Genomic DNA, 23,415 nt, shown 5'->3' with positions numbered 1-23,415 from the left:
GCGAAGGGCACCGGCAACCCGCGACGACGGCGGCTCCGCGGAAGCTCCGGCAGGTCGGTGGGGCGGTCGCGGCTCCCGCGCCGTCACCCGGTCAGGCGCTCAACTCTTCGCGGCGACGGGCTCGGAAGGCAGCACGCCCTGGCGACGCAGAACCGCGTAGCCGACGCCGATACCCACTGCCACGGGCCACTCGATGACGTCCGCGATGCCGAGGACGCCCAGGCCCACGTAGACCGGCAGTCCCCCCTTGGCCGGCAGCACCTGGCGGGCGGCGGCCACGGGCAGCATCGCGGCGTTCGCGGCTCGGGAGGCGACGCGGTCGAACGAGGGGAGCGTGATGGTCACGGTGCGCCGGTCGCTCTTTTCCGCGTCCTCCGGTGTCTGCTCGGTCCCACGGTTCTCGGAGCGGGCCGCCGCCTTGGCCCTGCTCGGGGAGGAGGCCTTCCGGGATCCGGGGGTCCGGGTTCCGGCGGTGGTCGCCGCGGCTTCGGTCCGCGGTGCGCCGGCGCTCGGCTGCGTCTCGGTGTTCGCCCCGGCTGCCGCGCTTTCCCGGGCTTCGGCGTTCTGCTGGGCTTCAGCGCTCTGCTGGGCTTCGGGGTTCTTCCCGAAAGCGGCTTCGGCGTTCTTCTGGGAAGCGGTGGTCTTCCGTGAGGAAGGCGAATTGGTCACGGCTCTCACGTCCACACGCAATGATCTGGGAGTTCTTTGTCCCACAAGAATAAACAATTCCGGCATGTGTTGAACGGCCGCCGGGGGTTACTCGCGGAGTGGCCGCCGCCACGGCCCCTCGGGACCCGAGCGGTGACGTCTCCAGCTCGGAAGGGCGCCGCTCATGTCATCGTCGTCAGCGCCGGGTCCGCCGGTGATTCCGCTGCTGGGGCCGATCACGGGCCTGGTGACGGCCGGTGTGCGCGGGGCCGCGGATGTGGCCGGTGATCTGGCGGGCCGGCTGATCGGGCTGGAGCGGCGGGGGGTGTGGTCACGGCCCGGCCGCTGCCATATCGAGGTCCAAGGGGTCCACGGTTCCCGTGGAGAGCATCTGGCCCGGTTGGTGGAGCGTGCGCTCGAGGAGCACCCGGGGGTGGAGTGGGCGCGGGTGAACGCCCCGGCGGAGAGGGTCGTGGTCGGCCTGGCCTCGCCACCGCCGCCGGTGCGGGAACTGACGGCGCTGGTCGCGGACGCGGAGGCCCGCGGCGCGGCCGTACCGGACGAGTTCGACGAGTGGTGCCCCGAGCCGCATCACCCCTCCGAGGGCCCGCGGACCCGGCAGTCGGTCCAGGTCCTGGTAGCGGACGGGTTCGGCCTGCTCCTGTCCACCATCCGCAATCTGGCGCCGTGGGTGCGGCTGCCGACCGAGGTCGGGGCGCTCGCCACCGCGCTGCAGCACCATCCGCAGCTGCGGCATCTGGTCGCGAAGGGCCTCACCGGCCCGCACCAGGCCGAGTCGGTGCTGCCGGTCGTCAGCGCGCTGGCCCAGGGCGTCGCCACCCGGGGCGGCGGGCTGGCCCTGGATGTGGTGCAGCGGGTGGCGCAGTGGCGGGAGGCGAGCGCCGACCGCGAGGCGTGGGCCGCGGCGGAGCCAGGGCTGGTGTGCCGGCCCGAGTACGCCTCGGCCGACGCGATCGTGGTGGAGCGGCCGGGTACGCCTCCGCAGGACGCGGCGGACCGCTACGCCCAGCGGTCGATGGGGATCGGCGCGCTGGCCGGCGCCATGGCCGTACCGTTCGTCGGGCCGCGGCGGGGGCTGGCGCTGGCGCTGACCGCCGTACCGAAGGCACCGCAGGCCGGGCGGGAGGGGTTCGCCACGAGCCTGGGCCGGTTCCTGGCGCTGCGGGGAGTCGTGGCCATGGACCGGAGCGCGCTGCGCCGGCTCGGCCAGGTGGACACCGTGGTGCTGGACGAGGAGACGCTGCGCAGCGACCGCTACGACCTGGTCGACCTGGAGCTGCTGAGCGGAGCCGATCCGGAACGGACCACCGACCACCTCTTCGCCCTGTTCGACCCGGACGACCCGAACCAGGGCCGGCGCGATGACCACGGCTGGCGGCTGGGCCCCCTGGAAGACCTGGATCTGACGGGGCGTACCGGGCGGCAGGCCGCCGGGCGGCTGCGCCGCAGGGGCAGTGAGCGCGTGCTGGGCCTGGCCAAGGGGCGGACGCTGCAGGCCGTGGCGGGCCTGGCGACGCAGACCGCCCCGGGTGCCGAGGCCGTTGCGGCGGCAGCCCGCCGGGCCGGAGCACGCGTGGTGCTCGCCACCGACCGGGAGGACCCGTTGTTCTCCTTCGCGGACGCGGTCGTCCCCGCCGGTGGCCGGCTGGTGGCCTCGGTGCGTGAAGTGCAGGCGGACGGCGCGGTGGTGCTGCTGCTCTCGGGGAACCGCCGTGCCCTGGCCGCCTCCGACTGCGGCGTCGGAGTCCACCGCGAAGGCGACCCTCCGGCGTGGGGTGCCCATCTGCTGGTCGGCTCCGACCTGGAGTCGGCCGGGCTGATCGTGGACGGCGTCGGCGTGGCGGCACGGGTCGACCGGGACAGCGCGGTGCTGGCCGCGGGCGGCAGCGGCATCGGCGGCGTGGCCGCCCTCCAGGGCCCGGCCCGGCAGGCGACGTCACGTGGAGTGGCGGCCTCCAACTCCGCCGGGTCCGTGGCGTTCGTCCTGGGCCACTGGCGCGCCAGGCAGCTGATGTCCCGGCCGATCGCCCCTCCCGTGACCAGTACGCCCTTGCACCTGATACCTGTACCCCGGGTCCTGGAGCGGCTGGATACGACCAGCGACGGTCTGCCGCCGGAAAGGGCCGCGGCACGGGCCGGGGGCGCGCCGCGGCCGGACGAGCCGGCGCGCACCACCCTGGCGGCCGCGTTCGTCGAGGAGCTCGCCAACCCCCTGACACCGGTCCTGGCGGCGGGGGCGGCGCTGGCCGCGTCCGTGGGCTCGCGGACCGACGCCATGCTGGTGGCCGCCATCACCGGGACCTCGGCGCTCGTCGGCGGTGTCCAGCGGGTCCGTACGGAGCGTGCGCTGGCCGAGTTGTTCGCCCGCTCGGCGATCGGCGCGCGGGTACGGCGCGGCGGGACCGAGCGGCTGGTCACGGCCGGGGACCTGGTGCCCGGCGATGTCATCGTGCTGGGGCCCGAGGACGTGGTTCCGGCGGACTGCCGGCTGCTGGAGGCCAAGGGGCCGGAGGTGGACGAATCCTCGCTGACCGGCGAGTCCCTGCCGGTGACCAAGGACCCCGCGCCGGTGATCGCCGCACAGATCACCGGCCGTCGCTCGATGCTCTACGAGGGCACCAACGTGACCGCGGGACAGGCGGTGGCCGTCGTGGTCGCGACCGGTCCGGCCACCGAGGTCGGGCGCAGCCTGGCCACCGCCCGCCAGGCCGCCCCGGCGACGGGCGTCGAGGCGCGCCTGACCTCGCTGACCAAGGCCAGCCTGCCCGTCGCGCTCGGGTCCGGCGCCGCGGTGACCGGGGCGGGTCTGCTGCACGGACAGGGGCTCGCCCGGACGATCGCCTCGGCGGTGAATCTCGCGGTCGCGTCCGTACCGGAAGGGCTGCCGTTCCTCGTCAACGCGGCCCAACTCGCCGCGGCGCGCCGGCTGGCGGACGTCGGGGCGCTGGTGCGCAATCCGCGGACCATCGAGGCGCTCGGTCGCGCCGACGTCCTGTGCTTCGACAAGACCGGGACCCTCACCGAGGGCAATCTCCAGTTCGTCGCCGTCAGCGACGGCGAGCGTGTCCTCTCCGCCGACCGTCTCGACACCCCGCACAAGGCGATCCTCGCCGCCGCCCTGCGGGCGACCCCGCCGGCCCGTCAGGCGGAGCCGCTCGCCCACCAGACCGATCGTGCGGTGGCGGCCGGAGCCCGCCGTGCGAAGGTCCCCGTACGGCTCGGCGCCCCCCGCTGGCGCCGGACGCACGCGCTGCCCTTCGAACCCTCCCGGGCGTATCACGCCACTGCCGGACGCCTTTCGCGCGGCGCGCTGCTCAGTGTGAAGGGCGCACCGGAGAACGTGCTGGCCCGGTGCAGCCGCAGGCGTCTGGCGGACCACGACGTCCCGCTCGACGACACCGGCCGTGCGCAGCTCACCGCCACCGCCGACGAGCTCGCCGGTGCCGGGCGCCGGCTGCTGGCCGTGGCCGAGCGCCCGATGCGTGAGGAGGAGGACCTCACCGACGACGCGATGGAGGACCTGGTCTTCCTCGGCTTCATCGCGCTGGCGGACCCGGTCCGTACCAGTGCCGCCCCCGCCACCGCGCGACTGCACGAGGCGGGCGTGCAGACCGTCATGCTCACCGGGGACCACCCGGCCACCGCCGACGCCATCGCGGCCACGGTCAGCGAGGATGCGGACCAGACGGTGTCCACGGGGCCCGAACTCGACGAACTCGACGACGAGCAACTGGACGCGCTGCTGCCGACGGTCGATGTCATCGCCCGGTGCAGCCCGCGCCACAAGGTCCGTATCGTTCAGGCGTATCAGCGGCTCGGCCGGGTCGTGGCCATGACCGGGGACGGCGCCAACGACGCTCCCGCGATCCGGCTCGCGGACGTGGGCATCGCTCTGGGACGGCGCGGCACGCCCGCGGCGACCGCGGCCGCCGACCTGGTCGTGACCGACGACCGCCTGGAGACGATCGTCTCCGCGCTGATGGAGGGCCGCGCGATGTGGGCGTCGGTCCGGGCCGCTCTCGCCATCCTCATCGGCGGCAACCTCGGCGAGGTCACCTTCAGTGTGCTGGCCTCCGCCCTGACCGGTAACTCGCCGCTCAACGCCCGGCAGATCATGCTGGTCAACCTGCTCACCGACCTCGCGCCCGCCCTCGCCATCGCCGTACGGGAACCGACCGGTGAAACCGGCGAACGGCTACTCCGCGAGGGCCCCAGCCACTCCCTGGGGACCGCGCTCACCCATGAGATGGTGCTGCGCGGCGTCACCACCGCCTTCGGCGCAGGTCTGGCGTGGGGCGCCGCGCGGGTCACGGGCCGGGCGCGGCGCGCCAGTACGGTCGCGCTCGCGGCGGTGGTCGGCACCCAGCTGGCGCAGACGCTCACCACCGGTGGCCTGGACCGTCACGTTCTCGTCGCGGGACTCGGATCCGCGGCGCTCCTCGCCGGCATCATCCAGACACCGGGCGTGAGTCAGTTCTTCGGGTGCACCCCTCTCGGGCCGGTGGCTTGGACGATCACCCTCGGATCGATCACCGCGGCCACTCTCCTGGCCACGGCCCTGGCGCCGCTGGTCCACGGTCTCCGGACGGCCGAGGCCTGAGTTCCGGTAGGGCGGTCCCTGCCACACCGTGACGTACGGCGCCGAACCCGTGTGCCCGGAAGAGGCGCAGCAGGTCCGGGGGCTTGGCGGGGCAAGCTGTCGCTCTGTCAATTCCTGTGATTCCGCCCGGCAGTTCGTGACACGATGCGTGTCAGCAGTCACGGTGTGCCATGCGTGCACCACCGTGGCCGCGGCGTGCTGGAAGGGGGATCCCATGCCGCAGAGCCCACCGGCTCCGCCCGCCGGACTGGCGGAAGCAGCCGGTCTCGTCCATGAGTGCTGGCTGCACCGCCCCGCCGAGCCCGACCGCCCTCTTCCGGTGATCGCGCTGCTGGGCCGTCCCGGCAGCGGCAAGACCCACGCCCTCGACCACTTCGCCTCCGTCACCGAGGGCGCCCCCGTCGCCAGGATCGACTTCGCGGCAGCCGCCGAGCAGCGCCCGCACGAGGTGGCCCTGCACCTGGCCTTCCTGCTGTCCCGCAAGCACCGTGGCAGCAAGCCGCTCCGCTTCCCGCGCCTGCTGCTCGGACTGCTCGCCGTGCAGCCGCAGCTGTCGCTGACCGACCGCGGACAGGCCACGCGCGAACTGCGCCAGGCGCTGCGCCGGGCCCGTAACCGGGGAGCCGCGGCGGACGCGGGCGAGGGCATAGCGGGGCTGGTCGAGACGCTGGGGCTCTCCCCCGTTCCCGGCATCGACCTGATCGTGGGCGTACTGCTGCGGGGCTTCGAGTACATGCCGGCCGGCACCTTCCTCAACCGGGCGCTGGCCTCGTACGGATCCTCGGGCCCCGCCAGCGCGCTGGAGGAGCTGGTGGAGCTCAACCGGCGCGGCCGCAGTGGCATACCCACCGACCGCGACTTCGTGGACCGCCGGCTGTGCCTGGCCTTCCTGGACGACCTGTGCGCCGGGCACGCCCGCAGCCACCGTCTCCACAACTGCCTCGCCCTGCTGGACGACATCGACCGGAACGACGGCGCCCTCCGCTTCCTCGAGGTGCTGCTGCGGCTGCGCACCGAGCGCGCCCGCTCGGACGCGTACGATCCGCTGCTCGTCGTGGCCACCAGCGCCACCACCCAGGCGGTGCCGGGCCCGTGCGACGGCAGACCTGACGACCCGTACATCCACCACCCCGCGGACGCCTCCTACTCCGCCTGGCGGGCCCGCGCCGGCACGCCGCTCACCGACTGGTGGTACCCCGTGCGGCTGCGCGACCTCGATGCCGTGGAGGTGGCGCTGGAGGCAGGGCGGTACGAGTCCGGTGCCGCCCGTCGGACAGGCCGGCCGGAGACCGGTGCGCTGTCGCACAGCACCCCGCTGGTGCACCGGCTCACCTACGGCCATCCCTGGAGCGTCCTCCAGCTCCACGCCGCCATCGACCGGTTGCTGGAGCACACCCCGGAGGATCTGCGCGGCCTGCTCGACACGCCCGTGCAACCGCCGGGCACACCGGCGGCCGCCGCTCCGGTGCGCGGGCCCCAGCTCGCCGCGTCCGTCCGCGACTATCTGCTGACCGGTCTCACGGACGCCCAGCGGGCCGCCGCGACACGGATCGCCGCCGCCCGCACCCCCAAGGCGGCCGTCAACGCCGGTCTGCTGAACGGCCGCCCCGAACACGCCCGGGACACCGTGATGCGCGAGCTCCGCAACCGGCTCTGGCTGTCCGGACCGGTCCCCGAGGACGCCAACACCCGGGGCGGCACGGCCCCCTCGGGGTATCTGCAGCCCCTGCCCGCGCCACATGGGGACACCGCCTCCGACACCGTCGACACCACCCACGACGGCCGCCCTGTGCTGCACCCCTGGCTGCGACTGCTGCTGCTCGACGAGCTCTCCGGGCCGCCGAACGGCTCGTGGGAGGAGTGGCGGGCCCTCCACGGCACCCTGGCGGACTGGCACCACCGCCACGGCCAGCCGCTGGACTCGCTGTACCACCGGCTGGCCATCGACGAACTGGAAGCGGTGGTGGCGCACTTCGTCCCCGGACTGACCGCCGCCGACCTGCGGCCCTGGCTGCGGGAGCTGTACCACGTCACCGCCGCCCCCATGTACCGGGCGCAGCTCTCCGACGCTCCACCGCCCCGGCGGGCCGGGGAGCTGGCACGGGAGCACGCGCCCGATGCGTACCGGGACCGGGCGCGGGGCCGTCCCCTGGCCGAACTGTGCGCCGCCCTGTGGCTCGCGGGGGATCCGCGCAACCGGCTGCCGCCGGGCCGCCCCGAGCTCAACTACAAGATCGGAGCGATGTTCCGTCAGCTGGCCATGGTCGCGGACGCGGACGCGGACACGCTCCTGGACGAGGCCGCCCGCTACGCCGACTGAACCCCCTGCCGCCGTCCCGTACCGGCCGTCCCAGCCACCGACCCGTACCACCTGCCCGTACCACCGGGTCGGGCCAACGATCCGTATCGAATCCCGCATCGAACGAGGAGAAGCCGCCATGTCCCCCGGAGCCTGGGTGCGCCATCGCCCGCTGTGGGCCCGCTGGCCCTGGAACGCCGTGTCGGGCGCCGTGCTGCTCGCCCTCGTGGCCGGCGTCCTGGTGTGGACGCTGCGCCCCGAGGACACATCCTGTGCCCCCGGTGTCCGGCGCGTCGGCACACCGGCGCAGTGCGTCGGTGTGACCGATGGCTCGTACGCCTTCAGCGAGAACCTCCGGCCGGTGTCGGGGCTGATCCATGAGCAGAACAAGAAGCTCGGCAGCTCGGGCGGGAAGCAGAGCGTGCCACGGTTCGTGAGCATCGTGTATCTGATGCCGATGCTGCCGGGGGCCGGCGACACGAATACGCCGGACTCCGTACGCCATGAGATCCAGGGCGCGTACGTCGCCCAGTACGAGGCCAACAACAGCAACAAGTACGGCAACGCTCCGAAGATCAAGTTGCTGCTGGCGAACAGCGGTATCAGCCCTGAGCAGCGCGCGGCCGCTCTGGACCGGATCCGTGAACGCATCCGCCCCGACCACATCGTCGCCGTCGCGGGGCTGGGCACCAGCACCGACGCCACGGAGAAGATGATCCGTACGATCACGCGGAACGGTGGGGACGGACTGCGGCTGGCCGCGACCGGCTCGGTCCTCACCGCCGACACGCTCAGCAGGGTCAAGGGCCTGGTGCGGGTCGCTCCCACCAACTCCGACGAGGCGGCGGCGGCCGCGGCGTACCTCCGGGACAAGCCGTACGCCCGCCGGGTGCTGGTGGTCCAGGACTCCCGCCCCGACGACCAATACACCCGCACGCTCAGTCAGGGATTCCTGCGTGCCTTCCCCCGTGACCGGCTGGTCGACCACATCGAGGAGTACGACTCCTCCCACGAGGGCGTGGCCACCGCCTTCAAGACGCGGATGGCCACGCTGTGCGCGGCAAAACCGGACGTCGTCTACTTCGCCGGTCGGGGCATCGATCTGCCGCGCTTCCTCGCCCCGCTGAAGGACCGTCCGTGCACGGACCGCGAACTGGTGGTCTTCTCCGGGGACGACGCCTCCCAGTCGGCGCAGGCCAAGGGGTTCGAGGAGATCAAGGAGACGCTGCGCAGCGGCAAGGTACGGCTGCTCTACACCGGTCTCGCCCACCAGGGGGCGTGGAAGAAACGGGAGAACGCCTATCCGGGGTGGGCCGTCCAGTCGTTCGGGGAGAAGGGACGGTACCGTTCGGCGTTCCCCGAGGAGACACTCAACGACGGGCAGGCCATCATGGGCCATGACGCCGTGCTCACGGCGTTGTCGGGAGTGCGGCTGGCCTCGGAGTCCAGCGGCCGGGTCACCGGCTCGCAGGCCATCCAGATCTGGAAGTCGCTGCACGGAGTGGAGTCGGTGAAGGGCGCCAGCGGATTGATTTCCTTGAGCAATGCCGGTTCCCCCGATCGCAAGGCCGTGCCCATCATCGAGATAGAGCCGGACGGCACCGTGCGCACCGTGGACGTCTCGGCTCGCTCGGGCGCTCCGCTGACCGAGAGCGATCTCAGCTGACCCCACCGACCGAGGAGCCGTCAATGCTGTTCGAGGTATGGGCACCGGAGGCGGAACGGGTCACCCTCCATGTGGAGGGTTCTCCGTATCCCATGGAATCCGATCCGGGGCGGGAGGGATGGTGGCGGGCGGACGCGCCCGCCGGTCACGGCACCCGTTACGGCTTCGCGCCGGTCGGCGGCTCCTCATCCGGCTCCTCGCCCGGTGCCGGTTCCTCGTCCGGCTCGCCGCCCGGCTCCTCACCGGGTGCCGGGGCCGTCCTGCCCGATCCGCGCTCCCGCTGCCAGCCCGACGGGCCCGACGGCCTCAGCGCCGTCGTGGACCACTCCCGTTTCCGCTGGGAGCACCCCTGGTACGGCAGGCCGCTGCCCGGAGCTGTGCTGTACGAGCTGCACATCGGTACGTACACCCCCCGGGGCACCTTCGACGCAGCCGCCGAACGCCTGGGCCATCTGGCGGAGTTGGGCGTCACCCATGTCGAGCTGATGCCGGTCTGCCCCTTCCCGGGCCGGCACGGCTGGGGCTACGAAGGCGTGTCGCTGTGGGCGGTGCACGAGCCGTACGGCGGCCCGGACGGACTCAAGCGCTTCGTCGACGCGGCACACGCCCACGGCCTGGGGGTGGTCCTGGACGTCGTGCACAACCATTTCGGGCCCTCCGGCAACCATCTCCCGGCCTTCGGGCCGTATCTGACCGAGACCCACCGGACCCCGTGGGGCGCCGCCGTCAACCTGGACGCCCCGGGTTCCGACGAGGTCCGCGCGTTTCTGCTCGGCAGTGCGCTGGGCTGGCTGCGCGACTACCGGCTGGACGGGCTACGGCTCGACGCGGTGCACGCCCTGCACGACACCCGGGCCCGGCACTTCCTGGCCGAGCTCTCCGCCGCCGTGGACGCGCTGGCCGCCGAGACCGGCCGGCCGCTCTTCCTGATCGGTGAGTCCGACCTCAACGACCCCCGTACCACCGCGCCACGCCCTATGGGCGGCCACGGTCTCCACGCCCAGTGGAACGACGACTTCCATCACGCCCTGCACACCGCGCTCACCGGTGAGTCCCAGGGCTACTACGCCGACTTCGCACGCGACGCGCCGGCCGCTCTCGCCAAGACCCTGACCCGGGGCTTCTACCACGACGGCAGCTACTCCAGCTTCCGGGGCCGGTCGCACGGCCGCCCCCTCGACCCCGGTACGACCCCCGCGCACCGGCTCCTGGCCTACGCCCAGACCCACGACCAGATCGGCAACCGCGCCCTCGGCGACCGGCTGTCCGACCGGCTCCCGCCCGGTCTGCTCGCCTGCGCCGCCGCCCTCGTCCTCACCTCCCCCTTCACCCCCATGCTCTTCATGGGCGAGGAGTGGGGGGCGCGCACGCCCTGGCAGTTCTTCACCGACCATACGGATCCGGCGCTCGCCGAGGCGGTACGGAGCGGCCGGCGCCGGGAGTTCGCCGCCCACGGCTGGGCGGAGACGGACGTCCCCGACCCGCAGGACCGGGCCACCCGGGACCGCTCCTGCCTGGACTGGGACGAGCCCGGGCGCGAGCCGCACAGCCGGCTGCTGGCCTGGCACCGTGAGCTGGTCGCCCTGCGGCGCGCCCGCCCCGAGCTGACCGACCCGGACCTCGGCGGCGTCGAGGTCTCCTACGACGCCCGGGAACACTGGCTGGTGGTGCGGCGGGGCCGGGTACGGATCGCGGTGAACCTCTCCCCGGAGGCAGAGGTGAAGATTCCGGTGGGGGCGGGGGACGCGAGCGTACTCTGCGCGTGGGAACCGTGCGAGCCGCCCGCGGGCGACGGTCTGGTCCGCCTGCCGCCGCAGTCCGCGGCGGTGCTGGACGTCACGCGGTGACGCGGCATCAGAACGGGAACCCGGGACCAGAGGATGCCGGGGTCAGCGAATGCCGAGGTCACGGAGGAGCCGGTAGTGGTCGGGGCTGTCCGGGAGAAACGGGTGGAGGCCCTCCAGGGCCAGGACGCTGACGAGGTTCGCGGCGATGACCAGGCCGAGAAAACCGAGCGTGACGAAGGACAGGACGGGGCTCCGGTTGTCCAGCGGCTCGGCCTCGTCGGCGAGGAAGAGGGCGGCAGCGGCGGCGACGACCGCGATCACGAAGGTGATGAACGTCCAGGTGTAGAGGTGCAGGCCCAGCACCGTACTGCCGTATCCGGGGACGCCCGGCTTGATGTACTGCAGGATCTGCCGGCCCGAGGCCGCCGCACCGCAGACCGACGCGAGGACGCTCATGCCCCAGCCCGTGGCGAAGTCCCCGGTGGTGACGGGACGGTGGCGGGAGATGGCGACGAGGGACGCGGGGCCGAGCGCCGCCAGCACCATGAAGGCCCGCTGGACGACACAGAGCGCACAGGGCAATGCGTTCTGGCCGAACTGGATGACGAAGCCGCCCGCGAGCACCGCCGTCAGAGCGAGTACGTACAGATGGGCGTACCACAGGCCCCAGAGGTTGGTGAGCCGGGAGACGGACGGCCCCGGGCCGGTGAACCGGAGAGTGGTCATCTCGTACACGGGACTCCCCCTCCTCAGAAGCTCAGATCGAGAGGGGACGTGGGCTGCGACGCCAGCAGCAGCACCGTGCCCACCAGGGATCCGCCCCACAGCAGCAGAATCCGGGCCCGGCTCCACCGCGCCAGCAGCGCACACCAGATCAGGAGGAGCAGGAGGAAGAGAAGGGTGTCCATGGCGGTCCTTCTAGCGGGCAGCGGTTCCTTGACGGCATGTCAGGACTTTTCCGGATCTTGACATGGATTCCGCCCGACGGCCCGGCGGACGCGCTCGGGCCGTGTCCCGCCGCGCCGGGACCCGGGCCGGACTCGCCCGGCCTTCCAGGGCCATGCGGACGCCGGCGAGCGGCGCCCCGCCCGGGACCCGCTCCATCCGGCGCCGCACCGCCGCGCGGTCGCGTTCCCTGTATCGCCAGGCCGACGAGTGAAGGGAGCGGTGCACTCGTCGGCCTGGCCGCTCAGCTGCCCTCGGGGTGCAGGCGCAAGGAGATCGAGTTGATGCAGTAGCGCTGGTCGGTGGGGGTCGGGTAGCCCTCGCCCGAGAAGACGTGCCCCAGATGCGAGCCGCAGCGCGAGCACCGGACCTCGGTGCGGACCATGCCGTGCGAGCGGTCCTCGATCAGCTCGACCGCGTCCGAGTCCTTCGGGTCGAAGAAGGACGGCCAGCCGCAGTGCGACGCGAACTTGGTGTCCGAGCGGAAGAGCTCGGCGCCGCACGCCCGGCAGGCGTAGACGCCGTCCGTCTTGGTGTCGGTGTACTCGCCGGTGAAGGCGGGCTCGGTGCCGGCCTGGCGGAGCACCGAGTACTCCTCCGGGGACAGCTCCTCGCGCCACTGCTCGTCCGGCTTGTCGACGTCGTACGCCATGTCGGTCCTCTCCTCAGCACTCCGGGCGGGCGCTCTTCTCCAGACGCAACAGGATGGCGGGACCGAGGTCGGTCACATCGCCCGCGCCCATGGTGAGAACGAGATCACCGGGCCTGGCCATTCCTTCGACCACCTCGGGAACGGCGGCCTTGTCGTGCTCGGCACGGACGTCCGCGCCCCTGGCGGCCGCCGCGTCGATGATCAGCGCGCTGGTGACGCCGGGGACCGGGTCCTCCCGGGCCGGGTAGATGTCGAGCACGACGGAGGCGTCGGCCAGGGCGAGCGCCTCGCCCATCTCGGTGCCCAGCTCCTGCGTCCGGCTGAAGAGGTGGGGCTGGAAGACCACCAGCACCCGCCCCTGCCCGGCGCCACCGCGGATGGCCTCCAGATCGGCGGCGATCTCGGTGGGGTGGTGGGCGTAGGAGTCGATGACCTGGACGCCGGCCGCGGTGCCCTTGAGCTGGAGGCGGCGCTTGACACCCGTGTACGCGCCGAGGGCCGTGGCGAGGTCCTCCACCGGCAGGCCGAGCGCGGCGCCCGCGGCGAGGGCGGCGACGGCGTTGCTCGCGTAGTGGCGGCCGGGGACGGAGACGGTGAAGGTCAGCGTCCGCTCCTGGAGGGCGACGGTGACCTCGCTGGTCAGTCCGCGCGGGGCGATCTCCACGATCCGTACGTCGGCGTCCTCCGCCTCGCCGTAGGTCACCACGCGCAGTCCGTCGCGGCCGGAGACACGCTTCGTGAGTTCCCGGGCGCCGTCGTGGTCGGCGGAGACGACCAGCGTGCCGCCGGGCCGGACGCGGCCGACGAAGGTCTGGAAGGACTCGTAGATCTCGTCCATCGATGCGTAGTTGGCGTGGTGGTCGAGCTCCACATTGAGGATGATCGCGACCTCGGGCGCGTACTTGTGGAAGCTGCGGTCGCTCTCGTCGGCCTCGGCGACGAAGATCTCGCCGCCGCCGTGCTGAGCGTTGGAGCCGGGCGCGTCGAGATCGCCGCCGATGGCGTACGAGGGGTCGAGGCCGAGGGCCGTCAGACCGACCGCGAGCATGCTCGTCGTGGTCGTCTTGCCGTGCGTACCGGCCACGGCGATCGGGCGCAGACCGTCCATCAGCGCGGCCAGGGCGTCGGAGCGGTGCACGACGGGGATGCCGAGCTCGGCGGCGCGGGCGAGCTCGGGGTTGTCGGCGCGGATGGCGCTGGAGACGACCACGCTGGTCGCGTCATCGGCGAGGTGCCCCGCGGCGTGGCCGATGTGCACGGTCGCACCGAGGGCGCGGAGGGCGTCGGCGGTGGCGGACTCCCGCGCGTCACTGCCCGCGACGCGCGCGCCGCGCATGGCGAGGATCTTCGCGATGCCCGACATCCCGGCGCCGCCGATGCCGATGAAGTGCGGTCGGTCCATGGCGGACGGAACGGCCGGTGCCATCGTGGAGTCTCCCCGGGTCGCGGTGCGTGCGTGGCTGCCGCCGGGCTGATCATCGCTCGGCGGTGAACAGCTGGGCAGTGCTCGTTGCCCGGCGGTGAACGCCGCCGGGCGGTGGACGCCGACCAGCCTATTCGGTGTGGGCGTACAGCTTGAGCACCGGGACACCGACCTTGTGACGGGCGCGGGAGGTCCAGTCGCGGTGGAAGAACTCCTCCACCAGGTGCGGACGGGTCAGAACGATCACCTCGTCGGCCCGCGTCTCCTCGACGACGGACCGCAGCAGGTCGAGTGGATGCTTCTCGACGATCTGGCCGACGGCCTGGCTTCCCGCGGCGCGCAGCGCCTCGATGGAGTGGTTCAGCGCGCGCTCGGCGGGCTGGAGAGCTGCGCTGCCCTCCGGCTCCTCGCCCTCGTGGACGGCCTCGTCCAGCTCGCCCAGAGCAACGTCGTCCAGGGCTCGCAGCAGCCGGTCCTGATCGCCGTGGGGCTGCATGAGGACGACGAAGGAGGAGGGGTCGTCGCCGTGCAGCGTGGTGACCAGTTCCACGTCCGTGGGAACCAGCGGCTTCTCGATCATGAGTACGGTCGTGAACACGGCGGGTCCCTTCGTCTTCGTGGGCCCGGAGGCCCTACAGAACCATCCTGCACCCATATCCGCACGATGCCTGCGAGAGTGCGGGCCCGGCGGAACGAACCACGCGGAATGCACGGGTGCGAGGAATTCCGCGGCTGGTCAGATCCGACGGTAGCGGGTGAAAAGGTACCCGGCCTCTTCCAGCACGGACGCCAGATCGAAGCGTTCCGGTTCTTCGATCGCATGACCGTCCATGATCCGGGGCGCCGCGCCCACGGTGGCGAGGGGAGCGACGGTCAGACACAGCTCGTCGAGGACTCCCGCGGCGGCGAACTGGCCGAGAAGGCGCGGGCCGCCCTCGGTGAGCAGCCGGTGGTGGCCGCGGTCGGCCAGTGCCCGTACGGCCTTGGCCGGCTCGATGCCCTCCCCGTCCCCGGCAACGATCACATCGGCACCGGCGGCGCGGGCGACGTCCGCCCGGTGGGCGTGGTGGGCGGCGCCGGTCAGGACGATGGTGGGGACGACCGGCTCGGTGAAGAGCGGGGTCGAGAAGTCCAGGTCGAGGCTGGCGGTCACCACGGCGATCACGGGGGCGGGCGACTGGCCGTGCGCGGCCCGGCGGGCGGCGAAGGCCTTGCGCACCCGGGCGGGCCGGTAGCCCTCCCGCCGTACCGTCTCCGCACCGACGACGACCACATCCGCGAGCCCGCGCAGGACGCCGAAGATCCGCATGTCCGCATCGGAGGACAGGGGGTGGGAGCGCCCTCCGTGATGGGCGGCCCCGTCCAGCGAGGCGACCATGTTGCCCCGCAGCCACGCCTGCCCGGAGCCGCCCTGCGCGTCGGGATAGGGGTACGCGTCGGCCAGCTCGTCGAGATCCCACTCGCGGTCGGCGAGCTGGTCGGGGGCGGTGGGGCCGGAGGCCGGCGGGAACAGGCGTCGCATGCGGGCAGTGTGGCACGGCCCCCGTACCGGAAGCTCCCTGGCAGCCGACCACCCGGTCCACGCCGGAGGCATCCCCGGGCCGGGCAGCCCACCGCCCGCACCGGGACTCCCTACGGCCGGGGCTGCCCGACCACCGGCGCGCACCCACCACCCGGGACCACCGAAGCTTCCACCAGCCGGGCAGCCACCACCCGGTGCGCGCCCGGCCCCCGACGCCCCGGGGCCGCCGACCGCGGGTGCGCACCGGCGGAACCCCCTGCCCGGACAAACCCACGCCGGGGCACGAGGCCACTCATGAGCCAGACCCACAACCCGGGACCCTCGAGGCCTTTCCCCGTCCCGGGCAGCCCATCACCCGGCGCGCACCCGGCCCCGACGGCCCGGGCCGTACCGGGTGCGCACCGGCGGCCTTCCCTGTCCCGGGGCAGCCGAGGGACCGGGTGCGAACAGGCCACAGCAAGGCGGGCAAGGGGCGGGGCATCCCGGGGGGCGGCGGGTCGTCATCGCGGAGTGCCCGCTCCGCAGGGAGCGCAGTACGGTCCCGGAGGGAGCGGAGCGCCCGTCCCGGAGGGATTAGGCTGGGGCGCTGTGTCCTCCCTCCCTGCCTCCGAGCCGAGTCCGATAGCCGCGCCGTCCTCCCCCGGAGCCCCGCTGTCGCTGTGCGACCGCGAGCCGCACGTGCCCGCGGAGCGCCTCGTGGCGGAGATGGTGCCGCCGCCCCGCTTCGACTCGGTCCGTTTCGAGACCTACGTCCCGGACCCGGCGCAGCCCAGCCAGTCCGAGGCGGTGCGCGTCCTCAGCGGCATCGCCGCCGGCCTTGCCGGGGCGACCGCTGCCGGAGGTGGCAAACGGCGCTGGTTCGCCAGGAAACCCGCCGCGCCCTCCGGACCGCGGGGCGTCTATCTCGACGGCGGCTACGGCGTCGGCAAGACGCACCTGCTCGCCTCCCTCTGGCACGCCACCCCCGCACCCGCTGAGCACAAGGCCTTCGGCACGTTCGTCGAGCTCACCAATCTCGTGGGTGCCCTCGGCTTCCAGCAGACCGTACGGACACTCAGCGGCCACCGTCTGCTCTGCATCGACGAGTTCGAGCTCGACGACCCGGGCGACACCGTGCTCGTCTCCACGCTGCTCGGCAAGCTCGTCGACGCGGGCGTGGCCCTCGCCGCGACCTCGAACACCCTCCCCGGCAAGCTCGGCGAGGGCCGCTTCGCCGCCGCCGACTTCCTCCGCGAGATCCAGGGCCTGTCCGCGCACTTCCGGCCGTTGCGGATCGACGGCGAGGACTACCGCCACCGCGGTCTGCCCGAGGCCCCGCCGCCGTACGCGGACGACGACGTCACGCGCGTCGCCCACCGCGCCGAGGGCGCCTCGCTCGATGACTTCCCCTCCCTCCTCGGCCATCTCTCGAAGGTGCACCCGAGCCGCTACGGGGCGCTCTGCGACGGCGTCCGGGCCGTCTGTCTGACGGGTGTCCGGCCCGTACCCGACCAGTCGACGGCCCTGCGCCTGGTCGTCCTCGCCGACCGGCTGTACGACCGGGAGGTGCCGGTGCTGGCCTCCGGAATGCCGTTCGACCAGCTTTTCAGCGAGGAGATGCTGACGGGCGGCTACCGCAAGAAGTACTTCCGGGCGATCTCACGGCTCACCGCGCTGGCGCGCGACGCGAAGACGCTCGTCGAGTCCTGACGGGAGCCCACGCCAGGAGACGCCTGGGGCTGCACAGCGCGGATGGTTCCGGTGGGGCGAACAGCGTGATACACACGGCCGGTCATATTTCCTGTCCGCCAGCAGGGAGCTGCCCATGTCCGCGACACGACGTCACATCCTGGCAAGGACCGGTGCGCTGGGAGTGGGGATCGCCTTCTCCGGAAGCATCCCGGAGATCTTCGCCGGTACGGCCGCCGCACTCGAACGGAAAGACGGGGGCTACGGCCCCCTCGTCCCCGACCCCGACGGGCTTCTGGACCTCCCCGAGGGCTTCCGCTACACCGTTCTCTCCCGCGAGGGCGACCCCCTGCGCTCCGGCGAGGGCCGTGTTCCCAGCAACCACGACGGCATGGCCGCCTTCCCTGGGCGCGGAGGCCGTACCCATCTGGTGCGCAACCACGAGAACCGGGTCGACGCCAGGATCCGGGTCCCCGCCGTCGACGGGCTGACGTACGACCCCATGGGCCCGGGCGGCTGTACGGCTCTGGAGCTCGGCCCGGGCAACCGGCTGCTCGGCGAGCGCGTCGCCATCGCCGGCACCGCCGTCAACTGCGCCGGCGGCCGCACCCCCTGGCACACCTGGCTGACCTGCGAGGAGACCGAGGACAAAGCCGGGACGAACGGCTACACCAAGGACCACGGCTTCATCTTCGAGGTCGATCCCCACGATCCGCGCCGCACCGGCGCCGTCCCGCTCACCGCCATGGGTCGCTTCCAGCACGAGGCCATCGCCGTCGACCCGGACCGGGGCGTCGTCTACGAGACCGAGGACGCCTTCCTCAAGCCGTTCGGGCTCTTCTACCGGTTCCTGCCGGAGAAGCCGCTCGGCGGCGTCGGCTCACTGCGCGCGGGCGGCCGGCTCCAGGCGATGCGCGTACCGGGCGTACCGGATCTGTCCGCCGTCCAGGAGACGGGTACGACCTTCGACGGCATCGAGTGGGTGCCGGTGCCCGATCCGCTCGCGCGGGAGACCCCCGTCCGGCTCCAGGACTTCGGCCCCAAGGGCATCACCCATGCACAGAAGCTGGAGGGCTGCTACTGGGGCGGGTCGTCGGTCTACTTCGTCTCCAGCTTCGCCAAGAGCGCTGAGGGCTCGGCGGCCGACCACTTCGGGCAGGTGTGGCGGTACGACCCCCGCCACCGCCGCCTCACCCTGGTGGTGGTCTTCGGCCCGAGTACGGATGTGCAGCTGCCCGGCGAGTCTCCGGACAACATCACGCTCGCCCCGGGCGGCGGCCTGATGGTCTGCGAGGACGGCGACGGGGCGCAGCACGTCTTCGGACTGACCCGGCGCGGCCAGGTCTACCCGATGGCCCGGGGCCGTCAGAACATCGGCACCCCGGACGAGCCGGAGTGGGGCGAGTTCGCCGGAGTCACCTTCGCCCCGGACCACCGCACGATGTACGTCAACTGCTACACCCCGGGTACCACTTTCGCGGTGACCGGGCCTTGGCGTCAGGGCCTGTCCGCCGGCTCCGCGTGAATCGGCGAGCGTGCCGCACTCCCCCAGCCTCCGGTCGGCGCACCGTCCCCCAGCGGTAGCCGGGGGGACGGTGTGTCAGGGCGGCGAGCGGGGTGACCTTGGCTGACGCGGCGTTGGGTCGAACGGGTCGGCGGCCCGGTGCGAGGACATGCCGATCGCCCCGCACGCGTTTACGCTCCGAACATGATCCACAGCATGGGGCCACGGGCCCGCTACCGGATGGCCCGGGGCTTCGGCCCGGCTCTGCTGCCACTGTTCGCGCTGGCCCTGACGGCGTGCGGCGGAGGCGCGGCGCAGCCCGAAGGGGAGCAGGCCGCAGGGCCCGCTCCCGCCCGGCCGTCCGCCTCGCGGTCGGCGAGCGGGCCGGCGCGGTCCGCGGCCCCGACCCTGCCGCCGGGCCCCGGCGGCCGGACGGCCGTCTTCTCGCACGGACCGCGCGGCGGTGACAAGGTCGTGGCGCTCACCTTCGACGCCGAGATGACGTCCGATCAGGGTGCGCGGGCCGCGGGCGGGGAGCGCTTCGACAATCCCGCGCTCGTCGCCTCGCTGCGCCGTCTGAAGGTCCCCGCCACGTTCTTCATGACGGGTCGATGGGCCCAGGAGTACGCCGACCAGGCCAGGTCCATCGGCCGCGATCCGCTGTTCGAGGTGGCCGGTCACACCACCGGCGACCCCGCCTCCGCGGACTCCTGCCACACGGTTCCGCCGGTGACGCCCTCCGGGCTGCGCGCCGACGTCGAGCGGGCCTTCACCGCGATCCGCCGGGCAGGTGTCCCCGACCCGCTGCCGTACGTCCGCTTCCGCGACGGCTGCTTCAGCGACCGGGCGCTCCGGGAGGTCGCCCCCGCCGGGGTGACGGCCGTGCGGTGGGACGTGGCCGCCGGGGACGCCCTCGCCACCGACACGCGCCGGGTGGCCGAACAGGTCCTGTCGCAGGTCAAGCCGGGATCGGTGGTGGCTCTGCGCAGCACGCTCAGTACGGCGCCGGTGACGGACGAGGCGGTGGAGCGGATCGTGCCGCAACTCCGGGCCCGGGGCTACCGATTCGTCCGGGTGTCGGAGCTGATCCGCGCGGGCGGCTGAACCCGGCTGCTCAGGACCGGTCGGTCACGGGTCGGGAACCGTCCGGACCGGCCCGGATGACCGGCCCGGGTGACCGGCCCGGTTCAGCCGGAACAGGCCGTGCGCTGAGCCTCCTGCCACTCGCAGACCGGGCAGAGGGTCACACCGGGATGGGCGGTCCCGTACTCCGTCGGCTCGCCGCAGAGGACACAGTCGGCGTACGGAGGTCCCGCCGGCACCGACCCGGCAGCGAGCCCGGCCTCCGGTTCCTGGGGCAGCAGCCGCCCGTACGGTCGTCCTGGTCCTGGTCGTCCATGGCTCGAGCGTACTCAGCCTCGGCCCGGACCCCGAACGTCCCCGGCGCGGCCGCCGAGCGCACTCAACCTCGGCGCGGTCGCCCAGGAAGAATGCGGACCCGACGCCGAGCATCCCCGGCGCGGCCTTCGAGCGCACTCAGCCTCGGCGTGAGCCGACGGCACACGCGACGGCGGTCGCCGCGGCGGCCAGCAGCGCCGACGCGGCGAGAGGGACGAAGGGCATCGTCACCCGGCCGCTCAGAGAGCCGGTGACCAGCCCGGAGACGGCCGCCTGAGCCGGTGAGCCGCCGGTCACGAGGACAATCAGGGCGGCGAGCGCGGTGGCCGGCACGGCACGGCCGGTGCTGCGCAGCACCGGCCGGTTGCAGAGGACTCCGACGGCGGTCCCGAGGAAGGCGCAGACGAGCGCCGCGAGGAATCCCGCAGCGGCGGCGGGCACGACCGGCACCCTCACCCGGTGGTCGGCGCTGTACGGCTCGCTGACGGCGGCCACCAGCAGCGTGGTGGCGGCGCCCAGCACGACGACGCCGAGGACGGCAGTGAGCACGCAGGCCAGGTGCGCCCGTACGGGACCGGCCGCGGCGGCCGCGCAGTGGCGCGCCGCCGTGGGCGCGTTGGTCGCGCAGACCCGCACCAGCCAGGCCGCGACGGGAAGCAGAGCGGCGGCGGCGTACCCGAGGGAGTCCAGCACCGGCTGCCCGGCCTGCACGCCGACGCCGAGGAAGCCGGCGTAGAGCAGCAGGGGCGGCAGCCAGCGCTGCGAGCGCAGGAGTAACGCGGCCTGGTAGCGCAGCAGGGCGGTCACAACGCCTCCGTACGTGGGGCAGTGCCCCCGCCCGGGGGCGGGCCGGCGGTATCAACTGGTCCCGCGCCGGCCGCCTCGCCCGGCCGCGGGCCCGGCTCGAGCGGCCTCACCGCCCGGACGTGCCAGGGCGGCCGGGCGCCGAGAAGGGCACGGAGCAGGGCGTCCGAATGCAGGGCGGGGACGGTCAGCCGCGTCACGCCTGAGGGGGCGCGCTCGCAGGAGGGCAGGCCCGGCAGTCCGGCCGGAGGGTCGGCGCCGTGCGGTCCCTCCGCCTCGATCAGCATCCGCGGGCCCTGCGCCTCCGCACAGGATCGGTGCCGTACGCGAACCAGGCCGCCGTCCTCCACACGGTGGGCCGCGTCCGTCGCGCCCGCGAGCCGGCGCGGGTCGTGGTCCACGAAGACGACCGTGCCGCCGTCGGCGACGCGTTCGGCGACGGACCGGTCGAGCACCCCGCGCGCCGCCTGGTCGAGGCCGGTCCAGGCCTCGTCGAGGACGAGGAGCCCCGGGCGGGCGAGCAGCGCCTGGGCCACGGCCACCTTCTGGCTCGTGCCCTTCGAGAGCTCGGCGAGCGGCGTGCGGGCATGCCCGTCGGCACCGAACCGCGTCAGCCACGCGCCGGCGGCCCGGGCCGCGGCCGCCGTCCGCAGCCCGTGAACGCGCCCGAGGTGGGTGAGATATCCGACCGCGTCGAACGGCAGCTCGGCCGGGAACCGTTCGGGCACGTACGCCGTGCGCGGCCGCCCGGCGATACGGCCCGCGGTGGGCGTGTCGATCCCGGCGAGGAGCCGGAGGAGCGTGGACTTGCCGCTGCCGTTGCCGCCCTCGATGCGCACCAGTGTGCCCTCGGCCAGGTCAAGGTCGATACCGCGCAGAACCCAGGGGCCACCGAGGCCGTAACGCCGTCCGACTCCTCGCAACTCCACGTCAGTTGCCGGGCTTCCGTTCCGCCTCTGCCCCGAAGGGCCGGACGAGCCCCGTCCCGTCACCCTCCTCAGGTCCGAGCCGGACCGTTCCGCCCGCGCCTCCACGCGGTACCGAGCCGCTCTCCGAGCGGTGCGCCGCGGCGCAGAGGCGGGCCCCTTTCGGGCCACGTCGCACGAAGCGGGCGCCGGCCACGGCGCGACGGACCAGCGCGGAGTTCCGCGGGGTCATACCGGGTGCGGTGGCCGGAACAATCCTGTTCGCGGAGGCAGAGAGATCACTGCGCATACGGCATGCTCCCCCGGAACGATTCGCTCCGCCAAGCACGGCCGGAGCCGCACCTCGAGGTGCTGGCAGACTGGGCAGGTGACCAGCGCCGACACCAGCCCCCACAGCACCAGCCCGTTCCAGCACGAGGTGAGCGAGCGGGATGCCGCGCCGCAGTTCGTACTGCCGCTCGTGGTCCGGATCGAGCGGGCCGAGCCACCCGCCCGTACGGACGCCCTGGAGGCGGCGGCGCGAGCGGTGCTGGTGCTGCTGTCGGACGAACGGGCGGCGGCCGAGGACGGCGAGTGGTTCCGGGCCGTACGCGACTGGCAGGACGCCCGGATCCGCAAGGTGGTGCGCCGGGCGCGCGGGGCGGAGTGGCGGCGGGCCGGGGAGCTGCCGGGCATCACGGTCACCCAAGGCTCCGCCGAAGTCCGGGTCTTCCCGCCCGTGCCGCTGGACGGCTGGCCCAAGGAGCTGGCCAAGCTGCAGGTTTCGGGCACGGACCTGGACGAGCCGGAGCCGCCCGCCGCACCGGACCCGGCACGGCCCGTGCTGTGGCTCAGCCCCGACCTCGAGATGTCGGCGGGCAAGGCGATGGCTCAGGCAGGGCATGGCGCACAGCTGGCCTGGTGGGAGCTGACGGCCGTGGAGCGGGAGGAGTGGCGGGCGTCCGGCTTCGCGCTGTCCGTACGCAGCCCGGACGCGGCCCGCTGGGCGGAGCTGACGGCGAGCGGCCTGCCGGTGGTCCGTGACGCCGGATTCACGGAGATCGCCCCGGGCTCGTGCACGGTTGTCGCCGGCCACCCCGCTCTGCGGAGGCGCGCCGGGGGCTGACCGGCGGCACGCGCCGTACTCGGCACGGGCACGGGGCGCGGTGCCCGGCGGGCACGCGGCGTACGGGGCACGGGCCTCGCGGTACCCGGCGGCACGCGGCATACGGGTACGGGCATGGGTCGCGGCACCCGGCGGCACACGGCATACGGGTACGGGCATGGGTCGCGGCATCCGGCAGCACGCGGCATACGGGTACGGGTCAGCGGGTCCCGGCAGCAGGCGGCATGCGGGTACGGGCACAAATCGCGGTGCCTGGCGGCACGCGGCACGCGGTGTGGGCGGCGTACGGCGCGCGGGCGCACACGACGCGTGCAGCGCGGGCAGCGGGCAGCGGGGACCGACTCCCGCAGGGCAGTGGGGCTACCCCGCGGTATTTCGTCGCGGCCCGGATTGAACACCGGGCGGCGCCGATCCGTATGACTCCGTGCCACCCGCACGCACCACCAC

Annotated in this window: 17 protein-coding genes; 8 read left to right on the top strand and 9 right to left on the bottom strand. The window is 73.5% G+C overall.

Annotation, left to right across the window (positions count from 1 at the left end; all coding sequences use genetic code 11):
• Positions 1-99 precede the first annotated feature (99 nt).
• Positions 100-669: a hypothetical protein gene (locus tag ACTWQE_RS19510; protein ID WP_443330262.1), complete on the bottom strand. Its 570-nt coding sequence runs from the start codon at positions 667-669 to the stop codon at positions 100-102.
• 163 nt (positions 670-832) lie between these two features.
• On the opposite strand from ACTWQE_RS19510, the gene ACTWQE_RS19505 reads away from it, so the two are divergent.
• The 4 genes from ACTWQE_RS19505 (at position 833) to treZ (ending at position 11,081) form a co-directional block, all read left to right on the top strand.
• Complete coding sequence (locus tag ACTWQE_RS19505) at positions 833-5,269, top strand: HAD-IC family P-type ATPase (RefSeq protein WP_443330261.1); 4,437 nt, start codon at positions 833-835, stop codon at positions 5,267-5,269.
• Positions 5,270-5,483: 214 nt separating this feature from the next.
• Complete coding sequence (locus ACTWQE_RS19500; RefSeq protein ID WP_443330260.1) at positions 5,484-7,589, top strand: hypothetical protein; 2,106 nt, start codon at positions 5,484-5,486, stop codon at positions 7,587-7,589.
• 118 nt (positions 7,590-7,707) lie between these two features.
• Positions 7,708-9,234, top strand: a complete 1,527-nt coding sequence (locus tag ACTWQE_RS19495; RefSeq protein ID WP_443330259.1) for an ABC transporter substrate-binding protein — start codon at positions 7,708-7,710, stop codon at positions 9,232-9,234.
• 23 nt (positions 9,235-9,257) lie between these two features.
• Positions 9,258-11,081 (top strand): malto-oligosyltrehalose trehalohydrolase, encoded by a 1,824-nt coding sequence (gene treZ / locus ACTWQE_RS19490; RefSeq protein ID WP_443330258.1) that lies wholly within the window; start codon positions 9,258-9,260, stop codon positions 11,079-11,081.
• A 42-nt stretch (positions 11,082-11,123) separates the two neighbouring features.
• On the opposite strand, the gene ACTWQE_RS19485 is transcribed toward treZ, so the two are convergent.
• The 6 genes from ACTWQE_RS19485 to ACTWQE_RS19460 all read right to left on the bottom strand — a co-directional run bounded on the left by ACTWQE_RS19485 (position 11,124) and on the right by ACTWQE_RS19460 (position 15,563).
• Entirely contained in the window at positions 11,124-11,747 is a 624-nt protein-coding gene (locus tag ACTWQE_RS19485) for a disulfide bond formation protein B (protein WP_443330285.1), read from the bottom strand.
• A 23-nt stretch (positions 11,748-11,770) separates the two neighbouring features.
• On the bottom strand, positions 11,771-11,929 hold the full coding sequence (locus ACTWQE_RS19480; protein WP_443330257.1) for a hypothetical protein: 159 nt from the start codon (positions 11,927-11,929) through the stop codon (positions 11,771-11,773).
• Positions 11,930-12,210: 281 nt separating this feature from the next.
• Positions 12,211-12,618 carry a peptide-methionine (R)-S-oxide reductase MsrB gene (msrB, locus tag ACTWQE_RS19475; RefSeq protein ID WP_443330256.1) on the bottom strand — a complete coding sequence of 136 codons (408 nt, stop codon included), beginning with the start codon at positions 12,616-12,618 and terminating at the stop codon, positions 12,211-12,213.
• Between the two features lie 13 nt (positions 12,619-12,631).
• Entirely contained in the window at positions 12,632-14,044 is a 1,413-nt protein-coding gene (murC, locus tag ACTWQE_RS19470; RefSeq protein WP_443330255.1) for a UDP-N-acetylmuramate--L-alanine ligase, read from the bottom strand.
• Positions 14,045-14,171: 127 nt separating this feature from the next.
• Entirely contained in the window at positions 14,172-14,639 is a 468-nt protein-coding gene (locus ACTWQE_RS19465) for an indole-3-glycerol phosphate synthase (RefSeq protein ID WP_443330254.1), read from the bottom strand.
• A 138-nt stretch (positions 14,640-14,777) separates the two neighbouring features.
• On the bottom strand, positions 14,778-15,563 hold the full coding sequence (locus ACTWQE_RS19460; RefSeq protein ID WP_443330253.1) for a pyrimidine reductase family protein: 786 nt from the start codon (positions 15,561-15,563) through the stop codon (positions 14,778-14,780).
• Between the two features lie 588 nt (positions 15,564-16,151).
• Between ACTWQE_RS19460 and zapE the strand changes: the two genes are divergently transcribed.
• The 3 genes from zapE to ACTWQE_RS19445 all read left to right on the top strand — a co-directional run bounded on the left by zapE (position 16,152) and on the right by ACTWQE_RS19445 (position 19,839).
• Complete coding sequence (gene zapE, locus ACTWQE_RS19455) at positions 16,152-17,252, top strand: cell division protein ZapE (protein ID WP_443330252.1); 1,101 nt, start codon at positions 16,152-16,154, stop codon at positions 17,250-17,252.
• A 115-nt stretch (positions 17,253-17,367) separates the two neighbouring features.
• Positions 17,368-18,756 (top strand): alkaline phosphatase PhoX, encoded by a 1,389-nt coding sequence (locus tag ACTWQE_RS19450; RefSeq protein ID WP_443330251.1) that lies wholly within the window; start codon positions 17,368-17,370, stop codon positions 18,754-18,756.
• A gap of 219 nt (positions 18,757-18,975) precedes the next feature.
• The gene (locus tag ACTWQE_RS19445; RefSeq protein WP_443330284.1) at positions 18,976-19,839 is read left to right on the top strand and encodes a polysaccharide deacetylase family protein; all 864 of its coding nucleotides are present in this window, start codon (positions 18,976-18,978) and stop codon (positions 19,837-19,839) included.
• Positions 19,840-20,271: 432 nt separating this feature from the next.
• Here ACTWQE_RS19445 and ACTWQE_RS19440 read toward each other — a convergent pair whose 3' ends face one another.
• Both ACTWQE_RS19440 and ACTWQE_RS19435 read right to left on the bottom strand, forming a co-directional pair.
• A complete protein-coding gene (locus ACTWQE_RS19440) occupies positions 20,272-20,940 on the bottom strand; it encodes an ABC transporter (RefSeq protein WP_443330250.1) in 669 nt (222 codons plus the stop codon).
• On the bottom strand, positions 20,937-21,866 hold the full coding sequence (locus ACTWQE_RS19435; RefSeq protein WP_443330249.1) for an ABC transporter ATP-binding protein: 930 nt from the start codon (positions 21,864-21,866) through the stop codon (positions 20,937-20,939). Before ACTWQE_RS19435 ends, ACTWQE_RS19440 begins: the two co-directional genes overlap by 4 nt.
• Before the next feature lie 364 nt (positions 21,867-22,230).
• Between ACTWQE_RS19435 and ACTWQE_RS19430 the strand changes: the two genes are divergently transcribed.
• A complete protein-coding gene (locus ACTWQE_RS19430) occupies positions 22,231-22,968 on the top strand; it encodes an aminoacyl-tRNA hydrolase (protein ID WP_443330248.1) in 738 nt (245 codons plus the stop codon).
• The last annotated feature ends 447 nt before the right edge of the window (positions 22,969-23,415 follow it).

The sequence above is a fragment of the Streptomyces sp. 8N706 genome (assembly GCF_052245415.1).
In the GTDB taxonomy this organism is placed as follows: Bacteria; Actinomycetota; Actinomycetes; order Streptomycetales; family Streptomycetaceae; genus Streptomyces.
Note: the sequence above shows the minus strand (reverse complement) of the source record. Positions and strands in the feature narration are given on the sequence as shown.